Here is a 16,671-nt window from a genome sequence, read left to right on the forward strand (position 1 = left end):
CCCCAGGCCCGTAACCCTGGACAATCCCGTCCAAAGTCCGCGCCCCGAGCGTGCCTGCCCAAGGCCCGTAACCCCAGACGATCCCGCCCCGGGCCCGCGCCCAGAGCGTTCATGCCCGTCACAGGTCAACGTCCCGCGTGCGCAGGGCGTTCCCCCGTGGTGGTGGGTGTTCCCGGGTGGATCCTCCCCAGACGCTACCTTCCGGCCACGCCCCCGTCCCATGGGGGCCGCCCGGTGTGCCGGTATCGTTGCTGACGGTCGGCCGCTTCGTAGACTTCCCCGTATCCGGGGGCGCGAAGCATTCGTACGACCGTACAAACGCTCCCCCGAGAAAGGGCCCCGTCGTGGCCAAGGCCAAGCGCCTCGTCGTGCTGGTCTCCGGATCAGGCACGAATCTGCAGGCACTGCTCGATGCCATCGCGACCCATGGCGTCGAGGCCTATGGGGCCGAGATCGTGGCCGTCGGGGCCGATCGGGACGGGATCGAGGGGCTTGCGCGGGCCGAGCGGGCCGGGCTGCCCACCTTCGTCCGTCGAGTCAAGGACTATGACACTCGCGACGAATGGGACGCGGCCCTGACCGAGGCGACGGCCGCCTTCGAGCCCGATCTCGTCGTCTCCGCCGGGTTCATGAAGATCGTGGGGAAGGAATTCCTCGCCAGGTACGGGGGGCGGTTCGTCAACACGCATCCCGCCCTGCTGCCCAGTTTCCCGGGGGCCCACGGCGTACGTGACGCGCTCGCGTACGGCGCGAAGGTCACCGGATGCACCGTCCACTTCGTCGACGACGGCGTCGACACCGGACCGATCATCGCTCAGGGCGTGGTGGAGGTCCGGGACGAGGACGACGAGAGCGCTCTGCACGAGCGCATCAAAGAAGTCGAGCGAAGGCTGCTCGTCGATGTCGTGGGGCGGATCGCCCGCAACGGCTATCGCATTGAGGGACGAAAGGTAGTTATCCAGTGACCGCCGAGAGCAACAAGCGGCCCCTTCGCCGGGCGCTCGTCAGCGTCTATGACAAGACCGGGCTCGAAGAGCTCGCGCGCGGGCTGCACGAAGCCGGTGTCGAGCTGGTGTCGACAGGCTCCACGGCCGCCCGTATCGCCGCCGCCGGCGTCCCCGTCACCAAGGTCGAGGAGCTGACCGGCTTCCCCGAGTGCCTGGACGGCCGCGTCAAGACCCTGCACCCGAAGGTCCACGCGGGCATCCTCGCCGACCTGCGGCTGCCCGATCACCGCCGCCAGCTGGAAGAGCTCGGTGTCGAGCCGTTCGACCTCGTCGTCGTCAACCTCTACCCGTTCCGGGAGACCGTCGCCTCGGGCGCGACGCCCGACGAGTGCGTCGAGCAGATCGACATCGGTGGGCCCTCGATGGTCCGCGCCGCCGCCAAGAACCACCCGTCCGTCGCCGTCGTCACCAGCCCGGCGCGCTACGGCGACGTCCTCGCCGCGGTGAAGGACGGGGGCTTCGACCTCCGCACCCGTAAGCGGCTCGCCGCCGAGGCCTTCCAGCACACCGCCTCGTACGACGTGGCCGTCGCCTCCTGGTTCGCCGACGACTACGCGGCCGTCGACGACAGCGGCTTCCCCGACTTCCTGGGCGCGACGTACGAGCGCAAGAACACCCTCCGCTACGGCGAGAACCCGCACCAGGGTGCCGCGCTCTACGTCGACGGCACGGGCGGTCTCGCCGAGGCCGAGCAGCTGCACGGCAAGGAGATGTCGTACAACAACTACACGGACACGGATGCCGCGCGCCGTGCCGCGTACGACCACGAGGACCCCTGCGTCGCGATCATCAAGCACGCCAACCCGTGCGGTATCGCGGTCGCCTCGAACGTCGCCGAGGCGCACCGCAAGGCGCACGCCTGTGACCCGCTGTCCGCGTTCGGCGGTGTCATCGCCGTCAACCGGCCGGTGACGAAGGAGATGGCGGAGCAGGTCGCCGAGATCTTCACCGAGGTGATCGTGGCGCCCGAGTACGAGGACGGCGCCCTCGAAGCCCTCACCAAGAAGAAGAACATCCGGGTGCTGCGCGCCCACAAGGCGCCCGCCAACCCGACCGAGGTCAAGCAGATCGACGGCGGCGCGCTGCTCCAGGTCACCGACCGCCTCCAGGCCGACGGCGACAACCCGCACAGCTGGACCCTCGCCACCGGCGAGCCCCTGAACGAGGGCGAGCTCGACGAGCTGGCCTTCGCCTGGCGGGCCTGCCGCGCGGTGAAGTCCAACGCGATCCTGCTCGCCAAGGACGGTGCCTCGGTCGGCGTCGGCATGGGCCAGGTCAACCGCGTCGACTCCGCGAAGCTCGCGGTGGAGCGGGCGGGCGCCGAGCGGGCCCGCGACTCGTACGCCGCCTCGGACGCCTTCTTCCCCTTCCCCGACGGCCTGGAGATCCTCGCCGAGGCGGGCGTCAAGGCCGTGGTCCAGCCCGGCGGTTCGGTCCGTGACGAGCTGGTCGTGGAGGCCGCGAAGAAGGCGGGCATCACGATGTACTTCACGGGGACGCGGCACTTCTTCCACTGACCTCGACCCCGCGGTCATGACGGCGGCCTCCGGCCCTCCCCCGAGGGAGCCGGAGGCCGCCGCCGTCGCGTCAGCAGGTGGGCAGGCCCGGGATCGGCTCGTAGTTGTTGCCGCCCGACACCTTGTTCGCGGGGAACCAGCCCCAGCCGCCGTCGGAGTAGGCGACATCGCCCTGGGTGAGCAGCCACCAGTTGTTCTTGGCGTCGCCCACCGGGGCGTTCTCGACGTCCTTGATCTGGCACAGGAACCAGTTGTCGCCCGCGTAGAGGTAGCCGGTGTCCCCGGTGTCGTAACCGACGTAGTCGCCCAGGTAGTTGTGGCAGTAGCGCGCCGCGTACGTCGCGCCCCACGGGGTCGTCTTCTGCCCGGCGTCCCCCCAGCAGCCGGACGCGGCCGACGCGCTCGCCGGCGTCAGGGCGATGGCGCCCGCCGCGAGCACCGCGGCCGCGCCGAGCGAGGCGAGTGTGCGCTTCATGGTGCGTGTCCCTCCGTTGTGCCACCCCCGTTGGTGGACACGACCACGGTGGCGACGCAGCCCGGCGAGCGGTACCTCGGAACTCTCAGGGTCACTTCTTCCCGGGCGGGGTGTACTCCTTGAGGTAGTGAGCGACGCGGTCGGCGTAGGTGCGGTACTTCGGGGGAACCCCGCCCGCGTCGTTCACTTTTCCGTACGAGGTCCGGTACGCGGCGGCGATCAGCACCTGCTGGTCGCCGTCCAGGCCCGGCTTGAGCCGCGGCACGATCGCGCACAGATAGCGGCTCATGGCCGGGATGGACTGGGCGGGCGTGAAGGGGGGCTTGGGGATCTCCGGCGTCGGCTGTCCGTCGGAGCGGAGGTAGTAGCGCAGTACGCGCGGGGTCCAGCGGGCGATCCCGTACTCGTCCATGGCGGGATCGGAGAGATGGGCGTCGAAGTTGCTCTCGGCCTTCAGCATCGCGGCGATCAGCCCTGGCGTGACCGCGGCCTGCACACAGTCGTGCGCCGAGTCGACGATCAGCGCGCGGTACGCGACGGGAATGCCCTTGTCCGTACGGAGTTCGGAGGCGCCGTACCGCGCGGCGCTCACCTTGGTCGTGCTCTTCGCGTCGGCGCCCTGCCGGTCGCTGCCGTCGTTCGCGATCGCACTGATCCCGTACGCGAGCGCGGCCACCGCGACCACCCCGGCCACCGCGCCCAGGACGGCCCGGCCACCGCGTACGGGCCGTCGCGGGGCACGCGCCGAGCGGGTCGTTCCGGCGGCCGCCTCCACCCGCCGCAGGAGCGCCTCTCCGGTGACCCGCTCCTGGTGCGTACGGGCCAGACAGTCCCGTACGATCTCCCGCCACGCGTCCGGCAGTTGGGGCGAGAGGCGCAGCTCGTCGGTGCCGCGTGCGTAGGCGACCGCCGCGTCCCGGCGGGCCGAGGGGGTGCCGCCGGGCAGGGGGTAGGAGTCGGTGAGCACGAGGTGGGCCAGGACGCCGAAGGCCCAGATGTCGGCCGACGGTCTGATGCGGCGGCCGCGTTCGCCGATCTCGGACCAGAGGAGTTCGGGCGGGGTGTAGTCGGGGGTGGAGAAGGCGGGCGTGTACGCGTGGGTGCCCTCCATCTCGGCGGCCATGTTGAAGTCGGCGAGCCGGGCCGAACCGTCCTTCATCAGCAGCACGTTGGCCGGTTTGAGGTCTCCGTGCACCCAGCCCGCCCGGTGCAGCTGGGAAAGTCCCGCGCAGATCTGCGCGAGCAGCGCCGGACCGGCCGCGGGGCGCGGCGCCCGGGACAGCAGGGCGGCAAGGGAGCCTTCCGCCTTCTCCAGTACGAGGACGGTGGCACCGTCGAGTTCGGGGCGGGCCGGGTCGTCGACGGTGAGGGTCTCGTACAGCCGGATCAGCCGGGGCGCCGAGCGCAGTCGGCCGAGCAACTCCAGCTCCCGCTCGGCCAGTTCGCGCAGGTGGGTGAGCTGGCGGGGGGTGTGGGTGCCGGTGGGCAGGAACTTGAGGGCGGCGGTGGTGGGGAGGTCGTCGCACGGAGCGGCCCGCCGTGCCGCGTACACGCTCCCGAAGGCGCCCGTGGCGATCGGCTCGCGCACCTCCCAACGGCCCACCCGGTAGCCCTTGGGGACCGGCACCGCGTAGGGATCGCTCACGGGGCGGCCCGGGGCAGCGGCGTCGCGAGGACGACCAGATCGTCCTCGCGTACGAGGTCGAAGCGGAGCGCCAGGGAGACCAGGGACTCCTTCTTGCCGTTGAGGCGAGGGCCCGTGTCCGCCGTGTCGGGGCCGGGCTTGAGGCGCAGCTTCACGGCCAGGTAGTCGATGTTCCACTGCACGGTGGTGCGGCTGGCGGACGGCCACAGGGGGCGCAGCCGGTGCACGACCTGGTCGACCGTGGGGAGCGGGGCGTGCGGTGCGCCGCGCAGGCGGGGCTCGCACAGGGCGGCGAGGACCGCGAAGTACCGCTTGGTGCGGTCGACGGAGAAGGCGGGGGCGGTCGTCGCGCCGTCGAGGCCGCCGGGGGAGCGCAGGTAGTCGTGGCGGGGCGCCCACACCTCGATCGGCAGCAGGTCGCCGGCCGCGGGCAGCACGATCCGGGAGAACTCGAAGGGGACGGGCGCGTCCAGGCGCCCGGGGCCGACCTTGATGTGCTCGCCCGCGCCCTCCGGATTCTCGACGACGTACGTCTGGTGCGCGGAGAGGTTGCTCAGGATCCAGAAGGCGCCGTGCGCGGTGATCTCGCCGGCCGCGCGCGAGACGCCCTCGTGCGCGATCGCCAGGTCGTTGTCGGCCGCGGACCGGCCGAAGGTGAGGCGCTCGCCGGGAGCGAGGCGGAACTGGGGGGTGTCGGGTTCGCCCTCCGTGGTCGGCGGAGGTACCACGATGATGCTGTACAAGGTGCGTCTCCCCGTGCACGCGGCTACGGGATTCAGGGTAGACAGACGCACCAGGGCCGTGTCCCCCCTTGTGCAGGGTGAGACACGGCCCTCGGAGTGAATGGCGTGAACTGTTCAGTGACGCCGGGCTGTTCGGTGCCGCGAGGTTGTTCCGGCGGCGCCGGTGTTCACTTCAGTAACGCGGGCGACTTCAGTAACGCGGGCGCGCGAACCAGGCCGTACCGCTGGCCGTGACCGGAGCCGCCGTGATGATGACGGCGAACACCACCCAGATCAGCGGGAAGATGACCGCGGAGGCCATCCCGGAGTCCAGGCCGACGAACAGCATGATCAGGCCGACGATCCCCCCGAGCGCGCCGTAGATGACGGTGGTGATGCGGATGCCCTGACCGCCCTTGCTGAACTTCACGCCCAGTGTGATCGAGAGGGTCGCCAGACCCGCCGCGATCAGCGCGATGATCACGAGGACGCCCGTGGCGATGTCGGCACCGTCACTGAACGCGCCGAACGGGTCGTCGGACGACGAGCTGTAGCTGTCCGCCGCGTCCGAGACGTCGTTGGCGATGGCGGCGACGTAGAACCAGCCCAGCGCCGCGAGGATCTGCACCGCGGAGATGATGAACAGGAAGACGCGAGCCGTGACCAGAAGCCCCGGCATCGACTGCGGAAGCATCTGGTTGCCGCCCGGGTAGCCGGGGTACGCCGGCTGCTGCGGGTAGCCGTAGCCCTGCGGGGGTACGCCGGGCGGAGCCTGCGGGTAGCCGTAGCCGGGAGCGGCCGGCGGGGCGGCGGGGGGCTGCTGGGGCGGCTGCCCGTAAGGGTTGTTCGGGTCGCCGAAACTCATGGCGGGTTTTCCTCCGTTGCCTGGTGCGGGGACGACGCGCGGCACGGTTCGGAGGAATTTCTACAGAGCGGTCCGTCCCCCCGGTACTGCCCGCGGCACTGTCTGCTCATCGTTCTTTAGCCGACTCTTACTTGTCCAGCCGCATTCCTTATGTGTTGTGCAAGTGCAACATCGGTGATCATGGCGGGATACGGTCGAAACGGTGCCGTGACGGGCCTCGGAGCGGCGCCGGACGGCCGTCGGGTGCCCGGATTGGAACCGGGAGCGGGTCATCCGGGAGGATGGGGGCATGACCGCCCAGATTCTCGATGGCAAGGCCACCGCAGCCGCGATCAAGTCCGATCTGACCGCCCGCGTGGCGGCCCTGAAGGAGAAGGGCGTCACGCCCGGCCTCGGGACGATCCTGGTCGGGGACGACCCCGGCAGCCAGAAGTACGTCGCGGGCAAGCACCGCGACTGCGCCCAGGTCGGCATCGCCTCCATCCAGCGTGAACTGCCCGCGACCGCCACGCAGGAGGAGATCGAGGCGGTGGTCCACGAGCTGAACGAGGACCCCGCCTGCACCGGCTACATCGTCCAGCTGCCGCTCCCCAAGGGCATCGACGAGAACCGCATCCTGGAGCTGATGGACCCGGACAAGGACGCGGACGGCCTGCACCCGATGAACCTCGGCCGTCTCGTGCTGAACGAGCCGGCCCCGCTGCCCTGCACCCCGAACGGCGTCCTCACCCTCCTGCGCCGCTACGGCGTGGAGATCAAGGGCGCCGAGGTCGTGGTCGTCGGCCGCGGCGTGACCATCGGGCGCCCGATGCCGCTGCTGCTGACGCGGCGCAGCGAGAACGCCACGGTCACCCAGTGTCACACCGGCACCCGTGATCTCTCCGCCCACCTGAAGCGCGCCGACATCATCGTCGCCGCGGCGGGCTCCGCGCACCTGATCCGGGCCGAGGACGTGAAGCCGGGCGCCGCCGTCCTCGACGTCGGTGTCTCGCGCAGCGCCGAGGGCAAGATCGTCGGTGACGTCCACCCGGACGTCGCCGAGGTCGCGGCCTGGATCTCCCCGAACCCGGGCGGCGTCGGCCCGATGACCCGCGCCCAGCTGCTCGTCAACGTGGTGGAAGCGGCGGAGCGCAGTGCCGGCTGAGGGCAGGCCCAAGGACAGTGAGGCGCGGGCCGGCGAGGCGCGGGGCGCGCAGACCGCCGACGCCGAGTCGGCCCTGCGGGATGCCGAAGCGGCCGTCTGCGATGCCGTCAGCGCCCCCGACGCCGAGGGGAAGCCGCGGCGCACCACGCGGCGCTTCCCGCGGATCACCCGGGACACCGCGCGGCCCGAGGGCGGTGGCCGGGCGGCGCCCGGGGACGCCCCGGCGCCCGCGCGTCAGTGGCCGATCCTCGCCGTGCTGTCGGCCGTCGGGCTCGGTCTGCTGCTGACCGCGTTCGACGTGTTCCGGTTCGGCACGATCCTGATCGGCGCCGCGCTGCTTGCGGGCGCGGTGATGCGCTGGATGCTGCCGAGCGTGGGCATGCTGGCGGTCCGCTCCCGCTTCACGGACATGCTCACGTACGGCGTGCTCGGCGGGGCCATCGTGCTGCTCGCGATGATGGCGCAGCCGAACCCGTGGCTGGAGATCCCGTTCCTGGACGACACGTTGCACTTCACGGTCCGCTGACCCTCGTGCATGACGGTGGCCCGCGCCTCCCCCCGGGGGGTGCGGGCCACCGTGTCATCGAGGCCACCGTCAGGACTCACCTCAACCACACATGACCAAGCTCGACCTGGACAGCAGGGCGCAGGCGGTGGTGGTCGCGTACGAGACGGGGCTGGTCCGGCCGCGCGGCTGGGCGCCGTTGAGGACGGCATGACCGCGGCCCGTCCTCTCCCCCGAGTAAGGACGGGCCGCGACCGGGCGGGTGTTCCGCCTGGAGACAACACTTGTGCACGGGAACAGGCTGTTCAACAGCTGGCAGTTCGCTGTGGCACGGAAGTGACCATTCCGGTACGGGGTCCGTGCCGTGCGCCGGGAACCGGCCGCGATGCGGCTGCCGATCGAGCCGGTCCGCCTGCGCGCCGACCGGTCAACCGTCGGCGCCGCGGACAGCTCAACCGGCCGCTCAACCCTCCGCGCCGCCGACCGCTCAACCGTCCGCCCATGGCGCCGCCGACCGTGCACGGGAACCGTCCGCCGCCCGGTGTCGTCCCTCGCTCAGGGAACGCCGAGGGAGGTCAGCGATGAGTTCCTGGCAGCCGCTGCCAGAGCGACTTCCGCCGGAGGTACGCCACTTCGTCGAGCACTTGCGGCAGCTCAAGGACCGCACCGGCCTCAGCCTGGTCGCCCTGGGCGCGCGCACCGCGTACAGCAAGTCCTCCTGGCAGCGCTACCTCAACGCGACCCAGCCGCCGCCCCGCCAGGCCGTCGTCGCGCTGTGCCGGGTCGCGGGTCTCTCGGTCGAGGACGCCGAACGCTTCGGCGTGCGCTGGGAGCTGGCGGTGCAGGCCTGGCCCCGGGTGCCGGTGACTGCCGGCCCGGTGTCCGGCGGTTCGGCCGCGGGTGGTCCCGTGCTCGACGGTCCGTCCGCGGGTGGTCCCGTGCTCGACGGTCCGTCCGCGGGCGGGCTCGGGGCAGACGGTCCGTCTGTGGGCGGCGCCGTCCCCGGCGCGTACGAGGACGACCCCACGCTTCCGTGGTGGGACGCGCCGCCCGACGCGCCGTCGTCCGGGCCCGCCGCGGGCCGCCTGCCGCTCTACGCCGCCCTGCTCCTGCTCGCTCTCCTCCTCGTCGCCCTGGCCGGTGCCGTCACCCTCGGGTGAGCTGGTCGCTCCCGTGGCTCCTGAGGTCACACCTGTGTTCTCGTTGTGTCGATGTCTTGACAAGTTCAAGGATTTGCACTGATCCATCACAACAGCTGGGTTAACGTGGCCAATCGGGACGGTCCGGGAGGTCCCGTGCGGAGCCCGGGGGTTCGACCGGTCGCACAAGATGCCGGTGGGACACTGGACCGCAGTCCAATGGGCGTGCAACGGTGCATGCCCCAGCCCGAATGCTCCCGTGCGCCCCCACCCCGGGAACTGAGATCCTGACCGAGCGCATCCCTGTGGGTAGCCAGAACGGGGACTCGGCCGAGGGCGCCACGCGCGGGGGAACAGTTGTGCACGTACGGGGGAAAGAGGGGGGAAGCAATGCCTCGTTGGAGGGCCTTGCCGGATGAACTCGATCCGCAGGTCAGGGAGTTCGCCAGCCAGTTGCGCCGGCTCGTCGACCGGAGCGGGCTGAGCATCGCCGCCGTGGCCGACCGCACGGGCTACAGCAAGACGTCCTGGGAGCGTTACCTCAACGGCCGGCTCCTCGCGCCCAAGGGCGCGATCGTCGCGCTCGCCGAGGTGACCGGGACCAACCCCATCCATCTGACGACCATGTGGGAGCTGGCCGAGCGCGCCTGGAGCCGCTCGGAGATGCGCCACGACATGACGATGGAGGCGATCCGGATCTCCCAGGCGCGCGCCGCGCTCGGGGAGTTCGGACCGACTCCGGCGAAGGGGAGCAACGGCCAGCAGGCCGCGCGCAAGGGCGGCAGCGCGACCGCGACGCCCGGGATCGCCGGGCCCGCGGGCGTGGCGCCGACGGTGCCGCCGTCCGTTCCGTCCGTGCCGTCACAGCCGTCCGGTCCGGACGCCGGGGAGTCGTCCTCGTACGGGGCTTCGGGGCACGGGGCCGGCTCGCGCGGCGGGTCAGGCTATGGCGGCTCGTCGTCCGGCGGCTCGTCGTCCGGTGGGTCTTCGTCCGGCGGGTCCGCGTCCGGTGGGGCGGGGCGCGGTGGCAGTTGGGGGGCTGTCGCCACGCCGTCCGACGGGGCGGGGCAGTTCGGTCCCTCGGCGCCGGCCGGACCGGCCCGGCCGGCGGGGGGTCCCGCCGGGGGGCCGCCGCAGGACGCCCGGCCCGGTGCCGCGGGCGCGGGGGACCGGGCGCGGCGGGGGCGGCGGCTCACGATGTTCCTCGCGGGGATCGTCGGCGCGCTCGTGGTGGTCGCGGTGGCCGTCTACCTCACCAGCGGCGGGGACAAGAAGAACGCGGGCGACACGCCCAAGACGCCCGCCACCTCCGCCAGTGTCAACCCCGACCTGCCGGCCGGGGTGAAGTGCAGCGGCGCGGACTGCACCGGCAAGGACCCGGAGAACATGGGCTGCGGCGGCGAGTTGGCCAAGACCACCACCAGTGTCACCGTCGGTAGGACGCTCGTCGAGGTGCGTTACAGCAAGACCTGTGGTGCCGCGTGGGCCCGTATCACCCAGGCCGCGGTCGGCGACCAGGTCGAGGTGTCCTCGGGCAGCGCGGCCAAGCAGACCGGGTCGGTCGACGCGGACACGGACGCGTACACGCCGATGGTCGCGGTCAAGGACGCCGGTGACGCGACGGCGTGCGCGACGCTGAAGTCGGGCCAGAAGGGCTGCACGAAGTAGAAGTAGCGGTTCGGCGTGGGGTGGGTGAGGGGTGCGGGTGGGAGAGTTTCTCGCCCCCTCCGCCCCTGCCCTCCCCCAAGCTCTCGGCTTCTCCCCCAGTGCCTTAAGGGCCTGGGAGGGACCCCCAGAGCAGGGAGGACCCCCATCGTCCCTGGGGCCCGCGGCGGAGCCGCTGATGGATGCAGCGCCCCCAGACCCCCTGGGTTGTCTTTTGGCCGCGGGTGGGTGGGGGGCTGGTCGCGCAGTGCCCCGCGCCCTTGAAGGGGTGCGAGGCACTGCGTGAAAAACCATCCCCGACAGGGATTGCCCGCCCCGCGATGGGGCAGGCGCCCCGTACCCCCACGGGATCCGGTGACCCCGGTACCCCAGTGGCGGCCGCCCCGCCCCCTCTCCCGGGCCCGGCGGCCGCCTCCCGGGCGTTCTGTGGGGTGGGCCACACGGACCCGGACGCCGGGGGTCCCGGATGCGCGATAGCCTGACGGCGGATCTCTCTTGACGCCAAGAGATCGATCATCGGAACCCCTGATCGATCATCGCGGCGGACGCCGGTCACCAGGATCGGTGGGCGGGGATCCTGCACCCGGGGCAGGGACGCCCCACCGCCAGCTGTCATACGGAGAACGCCATGACCCGCACTCCCGTGAACGTCACCGTCACCGGCGCGGCCGGCCAGATCGGTTACGCCCTGCTCTTCCGCATCGCCTCCGGCCAGCTGCTCGGCGCGGACGTGCCGGTCAAGCTGCGCCTCCTGGAGATCACGCCGGCGCTGAAGGCCGCCGAGGGCACCGCCATGGAGCTCGACGACTGCGCCTTCCCGCTCCTTCAGGGCATCGACATCACGGACGACCCGAACGTCGCCTTCGACGGCACGAACGTCGGTCTGCTCGTCGGCGCCCGCCCCCGCACCAAGGGCATGGAGCGCGGCGACCTCCTGGAGGCCAACGGCGGCATCTTCAAGCCGCAGGGCAAGGCCATCAACGACCACGCCGCGGACGACGTCAAGATCCTGGTCGTCGGCAACCCGGCGAACACCAACGCGCTGATCGCGCAGGCCGCCGCCCCGGACGTACCGGCCGAGCGCTTCACGGCCATGACCCGTCTGGACCACAACCGCGCGCTGACCCAGCTCGCGAAGAAGACGGGCACGACGGTCGCGGACATCAAGCGCCTCACCATCTGGGGCAACCACTCCGCCACCCAGTACCCGGACATCTTCCACGCCACGGTCGCCGGCAAGAACGCCGCCGAGACCGTGAACGACGAGAAGTGGCTCGCCGAGGACTTCATCCCGACCGTCGCCAAGCGCGGCGCCGCGATCATCGAGGCCCGTGGCGCGTCCTCCGCCGCGTCGGCCGCCAACGCCGCCATCGACCACGTCTACACCTGGGTCAACGGCACGGCGGACGGCGACTGGACGTCGATGGGTATCCCGTCGGACGGTTCGTACGGCGTTCCGGAGGGGCTCATCTCCTCCTTCCCCGTCACCACCAAGGACGGCCAGTACGAGATCGTCCAGGGCCTGGACATCAACGAGTTCTCCCGCGCCCGCATCGACACGTCGGTGAAGGAGCTCGAGGAGGAGCGCGAGGCCGTTCGCGCCCTCGGCCTCATCTGAGTCACGTAATCGTCGAGCTGATGCCCGGGCGGTGGGAACCGCCCGGGCATCAGTGCGTTTCGTCCTCGACGACCAGCTCCGCCAGGTCCAGGAACGCCCGTGTCGTCGCCGCCCGCAGTCGGCTCAACTCGCGGAATCCGGGCGAGCGCAGTGAGGGGTCGAAGGGGACGACGACCACCGCCGGGGAGGTGGCGTTGCCAAGACGCACGGAGAATTCGGTGGGCAGGACCCGGTTTCGGGTGCCCTCGATGTCCGTGGCCACCACGATCGCCTCGTCGGCGAGCCTGCCGTGACCCGCGTCGTGCACCTTCGCGAGCATCCGGGCCGCCGCGTCCAGGAACCAGTCGGTGGTTCCGCAGCACAGGATCAGCCGGTCCGTGTGCGTCAGCGCGACCTCGGCGGACGGGTCGACCCGCACGGGTGACCAGTCGGTGAGGACGAAGGGGTAGTACGGCGCCGTCTGGGCCAGTACGCGGGCGTACTCCTGGGCGTGCACGGGGCTGGAGTTGAAGTGGCCGGCGTGGTGCGCGATCACTTCGAGGCCCGAGTCCAGGCGCGTGGTGCGGGCGCTGATGTCGTCGTACGAGGCGTCGGGCGGCAGGGCCGCGAGGTCGCGCAGCGTGGCCTCGCCGCGGGTGGCCAGGAAGGAGCCGAGGGCTCCCTCCGAGGGCGCCCCGTCGAGGGCCAGTACGGGTTCGGCGCGGACGGCGGCGAGCAGGGAGCCGAGGACCATCGTGGTCGTGGCCCGTCCGCTGTAGTGGTCGGCGCCCATGAGGGTGATGCGGCGGCTGCGGCGCAGCGGTGCGCACAGCCGCGCCAGACGGGCCTCGCGGTCGCCGATGCGGAAGCGGGGCAGTCGGTGCCGGCCGGTGGGGCGCGCGTCGGCCGGGGGCAGGGTGAGCGGTACCTCCGGCAGGGCGTGGACCGGGGTCCTGGCCTGTGGTTCCGCGGTGTCCTTCGACGCCCGGGCCATGGCGATGTACCGCGCCAGGACCCCGGCGACCTCGCCCGCCGTGGGGCGCTGTTCCGGATCCGGGTCCAGGCAGCGGAGCACGAGCAGCCGCAGTTGCTCCCAGGTTTCGCTCTGCCACATGTGCATGCCCTCGGGGAGACCCGGTACCTCCCAGCCGGCCTTGGTGCTGACGATCTGGAGCATCTCGCCCAGGGAGCGCACATTGTCCTCGGCGGTCGGGACGGGGCCCGTGCCCAGGTAGCGCCCGTCGACGACGCAGTCCGACAGGTCCCCGAGGACCACGGAGCGCCGCAGCACGAAGACGCTGTCGGCATTGAAGTCCGCGAGGACGAGCCCGTTGACGTGACAGACGGCGAGGGCGCTCGCCAGATACCAGGCGACGAGCAGTCCGGCGATCTTGTCGAACGGGGCTGTGCCGTCGAGCAGAGCCCTGCTGAAGAGCTCCGAGAGGCGCGGCGGCTGGGCGCCGGGGGCGTCGGCGTCGGCGATGGGCGCCATCGCGAGCCAGGGCGGGCTCTGGTCGAGCGCCGTGCCGAGCAGGGCGGGCGCGTACTGCCCGTTCAGCCGGGTGAGCACCTCGGCCTCCACCTCGATCAACTGGGCGTTGACCGTGGGGAGATCAGGGCGCGGTACGCGCACCACGACCGTCTCGCGGCCCACCGCGCCGTCCGCGACGACACCCCGGTACACCACCGTCCGGCGTCCCCTGCGCCGCCCCACCAGCGTGTACGGTCCCAGCTCGCGGGGATCGTCGTCCGTCAGCGGCTCCCAGTCGTCCGCGGCGACGACGGGCGCCGCCTGTTCACCGGCGTCGAGGCCGGTGGGGGCCGACTCGACCGAGACGCCGAAGCGGGTCAGCAGCCGCCGCTCGACGCTGGTGAACGGGCGGTGGGAGCCGGGGAGTTGGGCGCTGCCGTCCGGGTGGGCCAGCCAGGCGGGGAAGTCGGGGGAGTTGCCCGCGAGTTGTTCCAGGCGGCGGCCGATGCTGCGGCCGGTCCTGAGGAGTTCGGCCTGGGGGACCGCGTCGAGGAGGACCGACTTGGACTCGTCGGAGAAGTCGAAGATGAGGTGCTTGGCGGGCAGCGGCCCCGGCACGGGCGCGGGCCGGGGCCGGATGAGGCCGCCGAGGAACACCTCCGCGAGATGCGAGGTGCGGGCCGGCCACGGCACCGCCGTCTGGACGAGCCGCATCACCGGCACCGACAGCGGTGAGACGGCCGCCAGATGGGCCGCGAGCCGGTATGCCTCCGGAGTGGCCGCGTCGCGGAAGTGCTGGGCGCTGCTCAGATCGCGGGAGGCGGCGACGGCCGCGTACCGGCTGGGGCGGGCGAGCAGCGGGAGTTCCATGGTGGCGCCGGGGGAGGCGAGCAGATGCGCCCAGTCCCGCAGCGCGCCGGGTGTCGGCTCCAGGACCGGTACCGGTACGCCGTCGAAGCGGGCCAGCTCGGGCGGCAGCACCCGGTCGGTGATCTCCCAGGAGGTGTTGGCGCCGCCGACCCGCCGGGTGGTGGCCTGCCAGCGTTCGGCGTGGATGCCGGACGCCTCCCACATCTCGGGCGGCAGGGTGTGCAGCAGCGCTACGGGACCCCGGGCGGCCCACGCGGACAGGAGTTCGTGCATCGTGCCGTGCCGCCAGGCGGCGCCCATGCCGTCGCTGACGACCAGCACGAGGGTGCGGCCCGAGGGGTCCTTGACCGTGCTCAGCGGCACCTGGACGCTGTCGTGCTGGAAAGGCCGTGCGCGCAGCCGCGGTTCGCGGGCGGCGCGGGTGTCGAGACCGAGCACGCGGGTGGTGGCGAAGGCCCCCAACCGTTCGAGCAGGGTGCGCAGTTCGGCGCCCAGCCGGTGCCACAGCAGCATCGACAGGCCGTCGTCGACGAGCAGCACGAGGTTCAGCCAGCGCTCCTGCACGGGCCGCTGCACCACGTCGGGCAGCCGGGTCTCGGCGAGCTCGGTCGCGGTGCGCTCCTCGTCGATCTCCAGGCGGTGCCTGCTGGCCAGGCGGCGGCGCAACGGCCGTAACGCGCGGCCCAGTTCGAGCTCGTCGCTCAGCGCCTTGCCCTCGGGGACCCGCACGGGCAGCGCCCTGCGTGGCTCCCGCTCGCGCTCGGGTCCCCGCAGCCGTACCTCGGGTGCCGGTGTCTGGCGGGCCGACGCGTACAGGGAGGGTGCGGTCAGGTCGGGCAGATCCGGGTCGTCGGGCTCCGGCGCGGACTGCGGCGGGGGCTGCTCGTCGGGTTCGGGGGCGGCGGGCCGCGGCGGGGGTTCTTGGGCGGCGCGCAGGCCCCGGTTCAGCGGTGCGGCGTCCGTGGCGGGCAGCCGGCGGGCGAGCCAGAGCACGTCGAGGACCTGGTCCGCGTCCAGGTCCTGCCCGCACGCGCCCAGCACCCGCAGTGCCTCGGCGAGCCGGTCACCGCCGCCCGCCATGTCACATGGCCCCGGTGAGCTGGTGCAGTACGGCGTCCAGGAGACCCTCCGCGTTCAGGTCGACGCCGCCGGCGCGCAGGAAGACGGCGTTCAGCAGCTGGTCGGTGGCGAGTTCGCCGGGGGCGCGGCGGCGCAGGAACGCCTCCAGCAGGTCGTCCGCCTGCCGCAGCGCGTCCGCGCCGAGGTGCGCGGCGACGATGGCGCGCAGCCGCTCCTCGTCGGGCACCGGCAGGTCGAGGCGGACGCAGCGGCGCAGGAACGCGGGCGGGAAGTCGCGCTCGCCATTGCTGGTGATGACGACCACGGGGAACTCGGCGCACTGGATGCGCCCCTGGTGCACCCGGACGGTGCCCCGGTGGTCGGCGGTCTGCACGTCCACGTCGGCGATGTCCTCGGGCAGCCGGGTGAGTTCGGGGATGTCGAAGACGCCCTCCTCGAAGACGGTGAGCAGATCGTTGGGCAGGTCGACGTCGCCCTTGTCCATCTCGTCGACCAGCAGGGCGCGCGGTACGGCGGAGGGGACCAGCGCGGTGCCGAGCGGGCCGAGCCGGATGAACGTGCCGATGGACGGCTCGCGTTCACCCCGGTCGCGGCTGAGCGTCGTCTCGCGCAGGCGCCCGATCGCGTCGTACTGGTAGAGGGCCTCGCGCACGGTGGAGCGGCTGTTGATGGGCCAGCGCAGCAGCTCGCCCAGGTTCAGCTCGTGCGCCACGGCCCGGGCCAGCGACGACTTGCCGGTGCCGGCCGGTCCCGTGACGAGCAGCGGGCGGCGCAGATGCAGCGCGGCGTTGACGACGTCGGCGTGCTGCGGCTCGATCAGGTACGGCAGTTCGGGCCGTACGGCCTGCGCGGGGGTGAAGCGGCGCCAGGGCGGGGCCGAGGGGAGGGCGACGGCCCGTGGCACGCCGTCGCCGCGGAAGAGACGCCAGTCGGCGTCGGGAGCGGTCGTCATGCGCTCTCCTGTGGCTC

Annotated in this window: 13 protein-coding genes and 1 pseudogene; 8 read left to right on the forward strand and 6 right to left on the reverse strand. The window is 72.2% G+C overall.

Going from position 1 to position 16,671, the window contains the following annotated elements; genetic code table 11:
• The first annotated feature begins 344 nt into the window (after positions 1-344).
• Positions 345-965: a phosphoribosylglycinamide formyltransferase gene (purN, locus tag ACFY0T_RS12350; RefSeq protein ID WP_388867976.1), complete on the forward strand. Its 621-nt coding sequence runs from the start codon at positions 345-347 to the stop codon at positions 963-965.
• Entirely contained in the window at positions 962-2,524 is a 1,563-nt protein-coding gene (gene purH / locus ACFY0T_RS12355) for a bifunctional phosphoribosylaminoimidazolecarboxamide formyltransferase/IMP cyclohydrolase (protein ID WP_388867979.1), read from the forward strand. Before purN ends, purH begins: the two co-directional genes overlap by 4 nt.
• A 70-nt stretch (positions 2,525-2,594) precedes the next feature.
• Here the strand turns inward: purH and ACFY0T_RS12360 are convergent, their stop codons facing one another.
• From ACFY0T_RS12360 to ACFY0T_RS12375, 4 genes are all read right to left on the reverse strand, one after another.
• Entirely contained in the window at positions 2,595-2,999 is a 405-nt protein-coding gene (locus tag ACFY0T_RS12360; protein WP_388867982.1) for a hypothetical protein, read from the reverse strand.
• A 91-nt stretch (positions 3,000-3,090) separates the two neighbouring features.
• Positions 3,091-4,644 carry a serine/threonine protein kinase gene (locus ACFY0T_RS12365; RefSeq protein ID WP_388867985.1) on the reverse strand — a complete coding sequence of 518 codons (1,554 nt, stop codon included), beginning with the start codon at positions 4,642-4,644 and terminating at the stop codon, positions 3,091-3,093.
• Positions 4,641-5,387 (reverse strand): FHA domain-containing protein, encoded by a 747-nt coding sequence (locus ACFY0T_RS12370; protein ID WP_388867988.1) that lies wholly within the window; start codon positions 5,385-5,387, stop codon positions 4,641-4,643. Before ACFY0T_RS12370 ends, ACFY0T_RS12365 begins: the two co-directional genes overlap by 4 nt.
• A gap of 190 nt (positions 5,388-5,577) precedes the next feature.
• Positions 5,578-6,231: a hypothetical protein gene (locus ACFY0T_RS12375; protein ID WP_388867991.1), complete on the reverse strand. Its 654-nt coding sequence runs from the start codon at positions 6,229-6,231 to the stop codon at positions 5,578-5,580.
• Positions 6,232-6,520: 289 nt separating this feature from the next.
• On the opposite strand from ACFY0T_RS12375, the gene ACFY0T_RS12380 reads away from it, so the two are divergent.
• The 6 genes and pseudogenes from ACFY0T_RS12380 to ACFY0T_RS12405 all read left to right on the forward strand — a co-directional run bounded on the left by ACFY0T_RS12380 (position 6,521) and on the right by ACFY0T_RS12405 (position 12,302).
• The gene (locus tag ACFY0T_RS12380; protein ID WP_388867994.1) at positions 6,521-7,375 is read left to right on the forward strand and encodes a bifunctional methylenetetrahydrofolate dehydrogenase/methenyltetrahydrofolate cyclohydrolase; all 855 of its coding nucleotides are present in this window, start codon (positions 6,521-6,523) and stop codon (positions 7,373-7,375) included.
• Positions 7,365-7,901, forward strand: a complete 537-nt coding sequence (locus ACFY0T_RS12385; protein ID WP_388867997.1) for a DUF3017 domain-containing protein — start codon at positions 7,365-7,367, stop codon at positions 7,899-7,901. The genes ACFY0T_RS12380 and ACFY0T_RS12385 overlap by 11 nt, the downstream gene beginning before the upstream one ends.
• A 53-nt stretch (positions 7,902-7,954) precedes the next feature.
• Positions 7,955-8,094 (forward strand): annotated as a pseudogene (locus ACFY0T_RS12390) (LuxR C-terminal-related transcriptional regulator); the annotation flags it as partial.
• 367 nt (positions 8,095-8,461) lie between these two features.
• The gene (locus ACFY0T_RS12395) at positions 8,462-9,040 is read left to right on the forward strand and encodes a helix-turn-helix domain-containing protein (protein WP_388868000.1); all 579 of its coding nucleotides are present in this window, start codon (positions 8,462-8,464) and stop codon (positions 9,038-9,040) included.
• A 369-nt stretch (positions 9,041-9,409) separates the two neighbouring features.
• Complete coding sequence (locus ACFY0T_RS12400; RefSeq protein WP_388868002.1) at positions 9,410-10,687, forward strand: XRE family transcriptional regulator; 1,278 nt, start codon at positions 9,410-9,412, stop codon at positions 10,685-10,687.
• 625 nt (positions 10,688-11,312) lie between these two features.
• Positions 11,313-12,302 carry a malate dehydrogenase gene (locus ACFY0T_RS12405; protein WP_388868005.1) on the forward strand — a complete coding sequence of 330 codons (990 nt, stop codon included), beginning with the start codon at positions 11,313-11,315 and terminating at the stop codon, positions 12,300-12,302.
• A gap of 49 nt (positions 12,303-12,351) precedes the next feature.
• On the opposite strand, the gene ACFY0T_RS12410 is transcribed toward ACFY0T_RS12405, so the two are convergent.
• Together ACFY0T_RS12410 and ACFY0T_RS12415 are read right to left on the reverse strand one after the other, a co-directional pair.
• Positions 12,352-15,702 (reverse strand): SAV_2336 N-terminal domain-related protein, encoded by a 3,351-nt coding sequence (locus ACFY0T_RS12410; protein WP_388868008.1) that lies wholly within the window; start codon positions 15,700-15,702, stop codon positions 12,352-12,354.
• A gap of 1 nt (position 15,703) precedes the next feature.
• Positions 15,704-16,654, reverse strand: a complete 951-nt coding sequence (locus tag ACFY0T_RS12415) for an AAA family ATPase (protein ID WP_388868011.1) — start codon at positions 16,652-16,654, stop codon at positions 15,704-15,706.
• Between the last annotated feature and the right edge of the window lie 17 nt (positions 16,655-16,671).

Origin of the sequence: Streptomyces sp. NPDC001530 (assembly GCF_042894545.1) — a bacterium.
Classification (GTDB): Bacteria; Actinomycetota; Actinomycetes; order Streptomycetales; family Streptomycetaceae; genus Streptomyces.

Coding starts and splice junctions, on each gene's coding strand:
- ACFY0T_RS12415 (WP_388868011.1), bottom strand. CDS start 16,654: ATGACGACCGCTCCCGACGCCGACTGGCGTCTCTTCCGCGGCGACGGC.
- ACFY0T_RS12380 (WP_388867994.1), top strand. CDS start 6,521: ATGACCGCCCAGATTCTCGATGGCAAGGCCACCGCAGCCGCGATCAAG.
- ACFY0T_RS12400 (WP_388868002.1), top strand. CDS start 9,410: ATGCCTCGTTGGAGGGCCTTGCCGGATGAACTCGATCCGCAGGTCAGG.
- ACFY0T_RS12405 (WP_388868005.1), top strand. CDS start 11,313: ATGACCCGCACTCCCGTGAACGTCACCGTCACCGGCGCGGCCGGCCAG.
- ACFY0T_RS12410 (WP_388868008.1), bottom strand. CDS start 15,702: ATGGCGGGCGGCGGTGACCGGCTCGCCGAGGCACTGCGGGTGCTGGGC.
- ACFY0T_RS12395 (WP_388868000.1), top strand. CDS start 8,462: ATGAGTTCCTGGCAGCCGCTGCCAGAGCGACTTCCGCCGGAGGTACGC.
- ACFY0T_RS12360 (WP_388867982.1), bottom strand. CDS start 2,999: ATGAAGCGCACACTCGCCTCGCTCGGCGCGGCCGCGGTGCTCGCGGCG.
- ACFY0T_RS12375 (WP_388867991.1), bottom strand. CDS start 6,231: ATGAGTTTCGGCGACCCGAACAACCCTTACGGGCAGCCGCCCCAGCAG.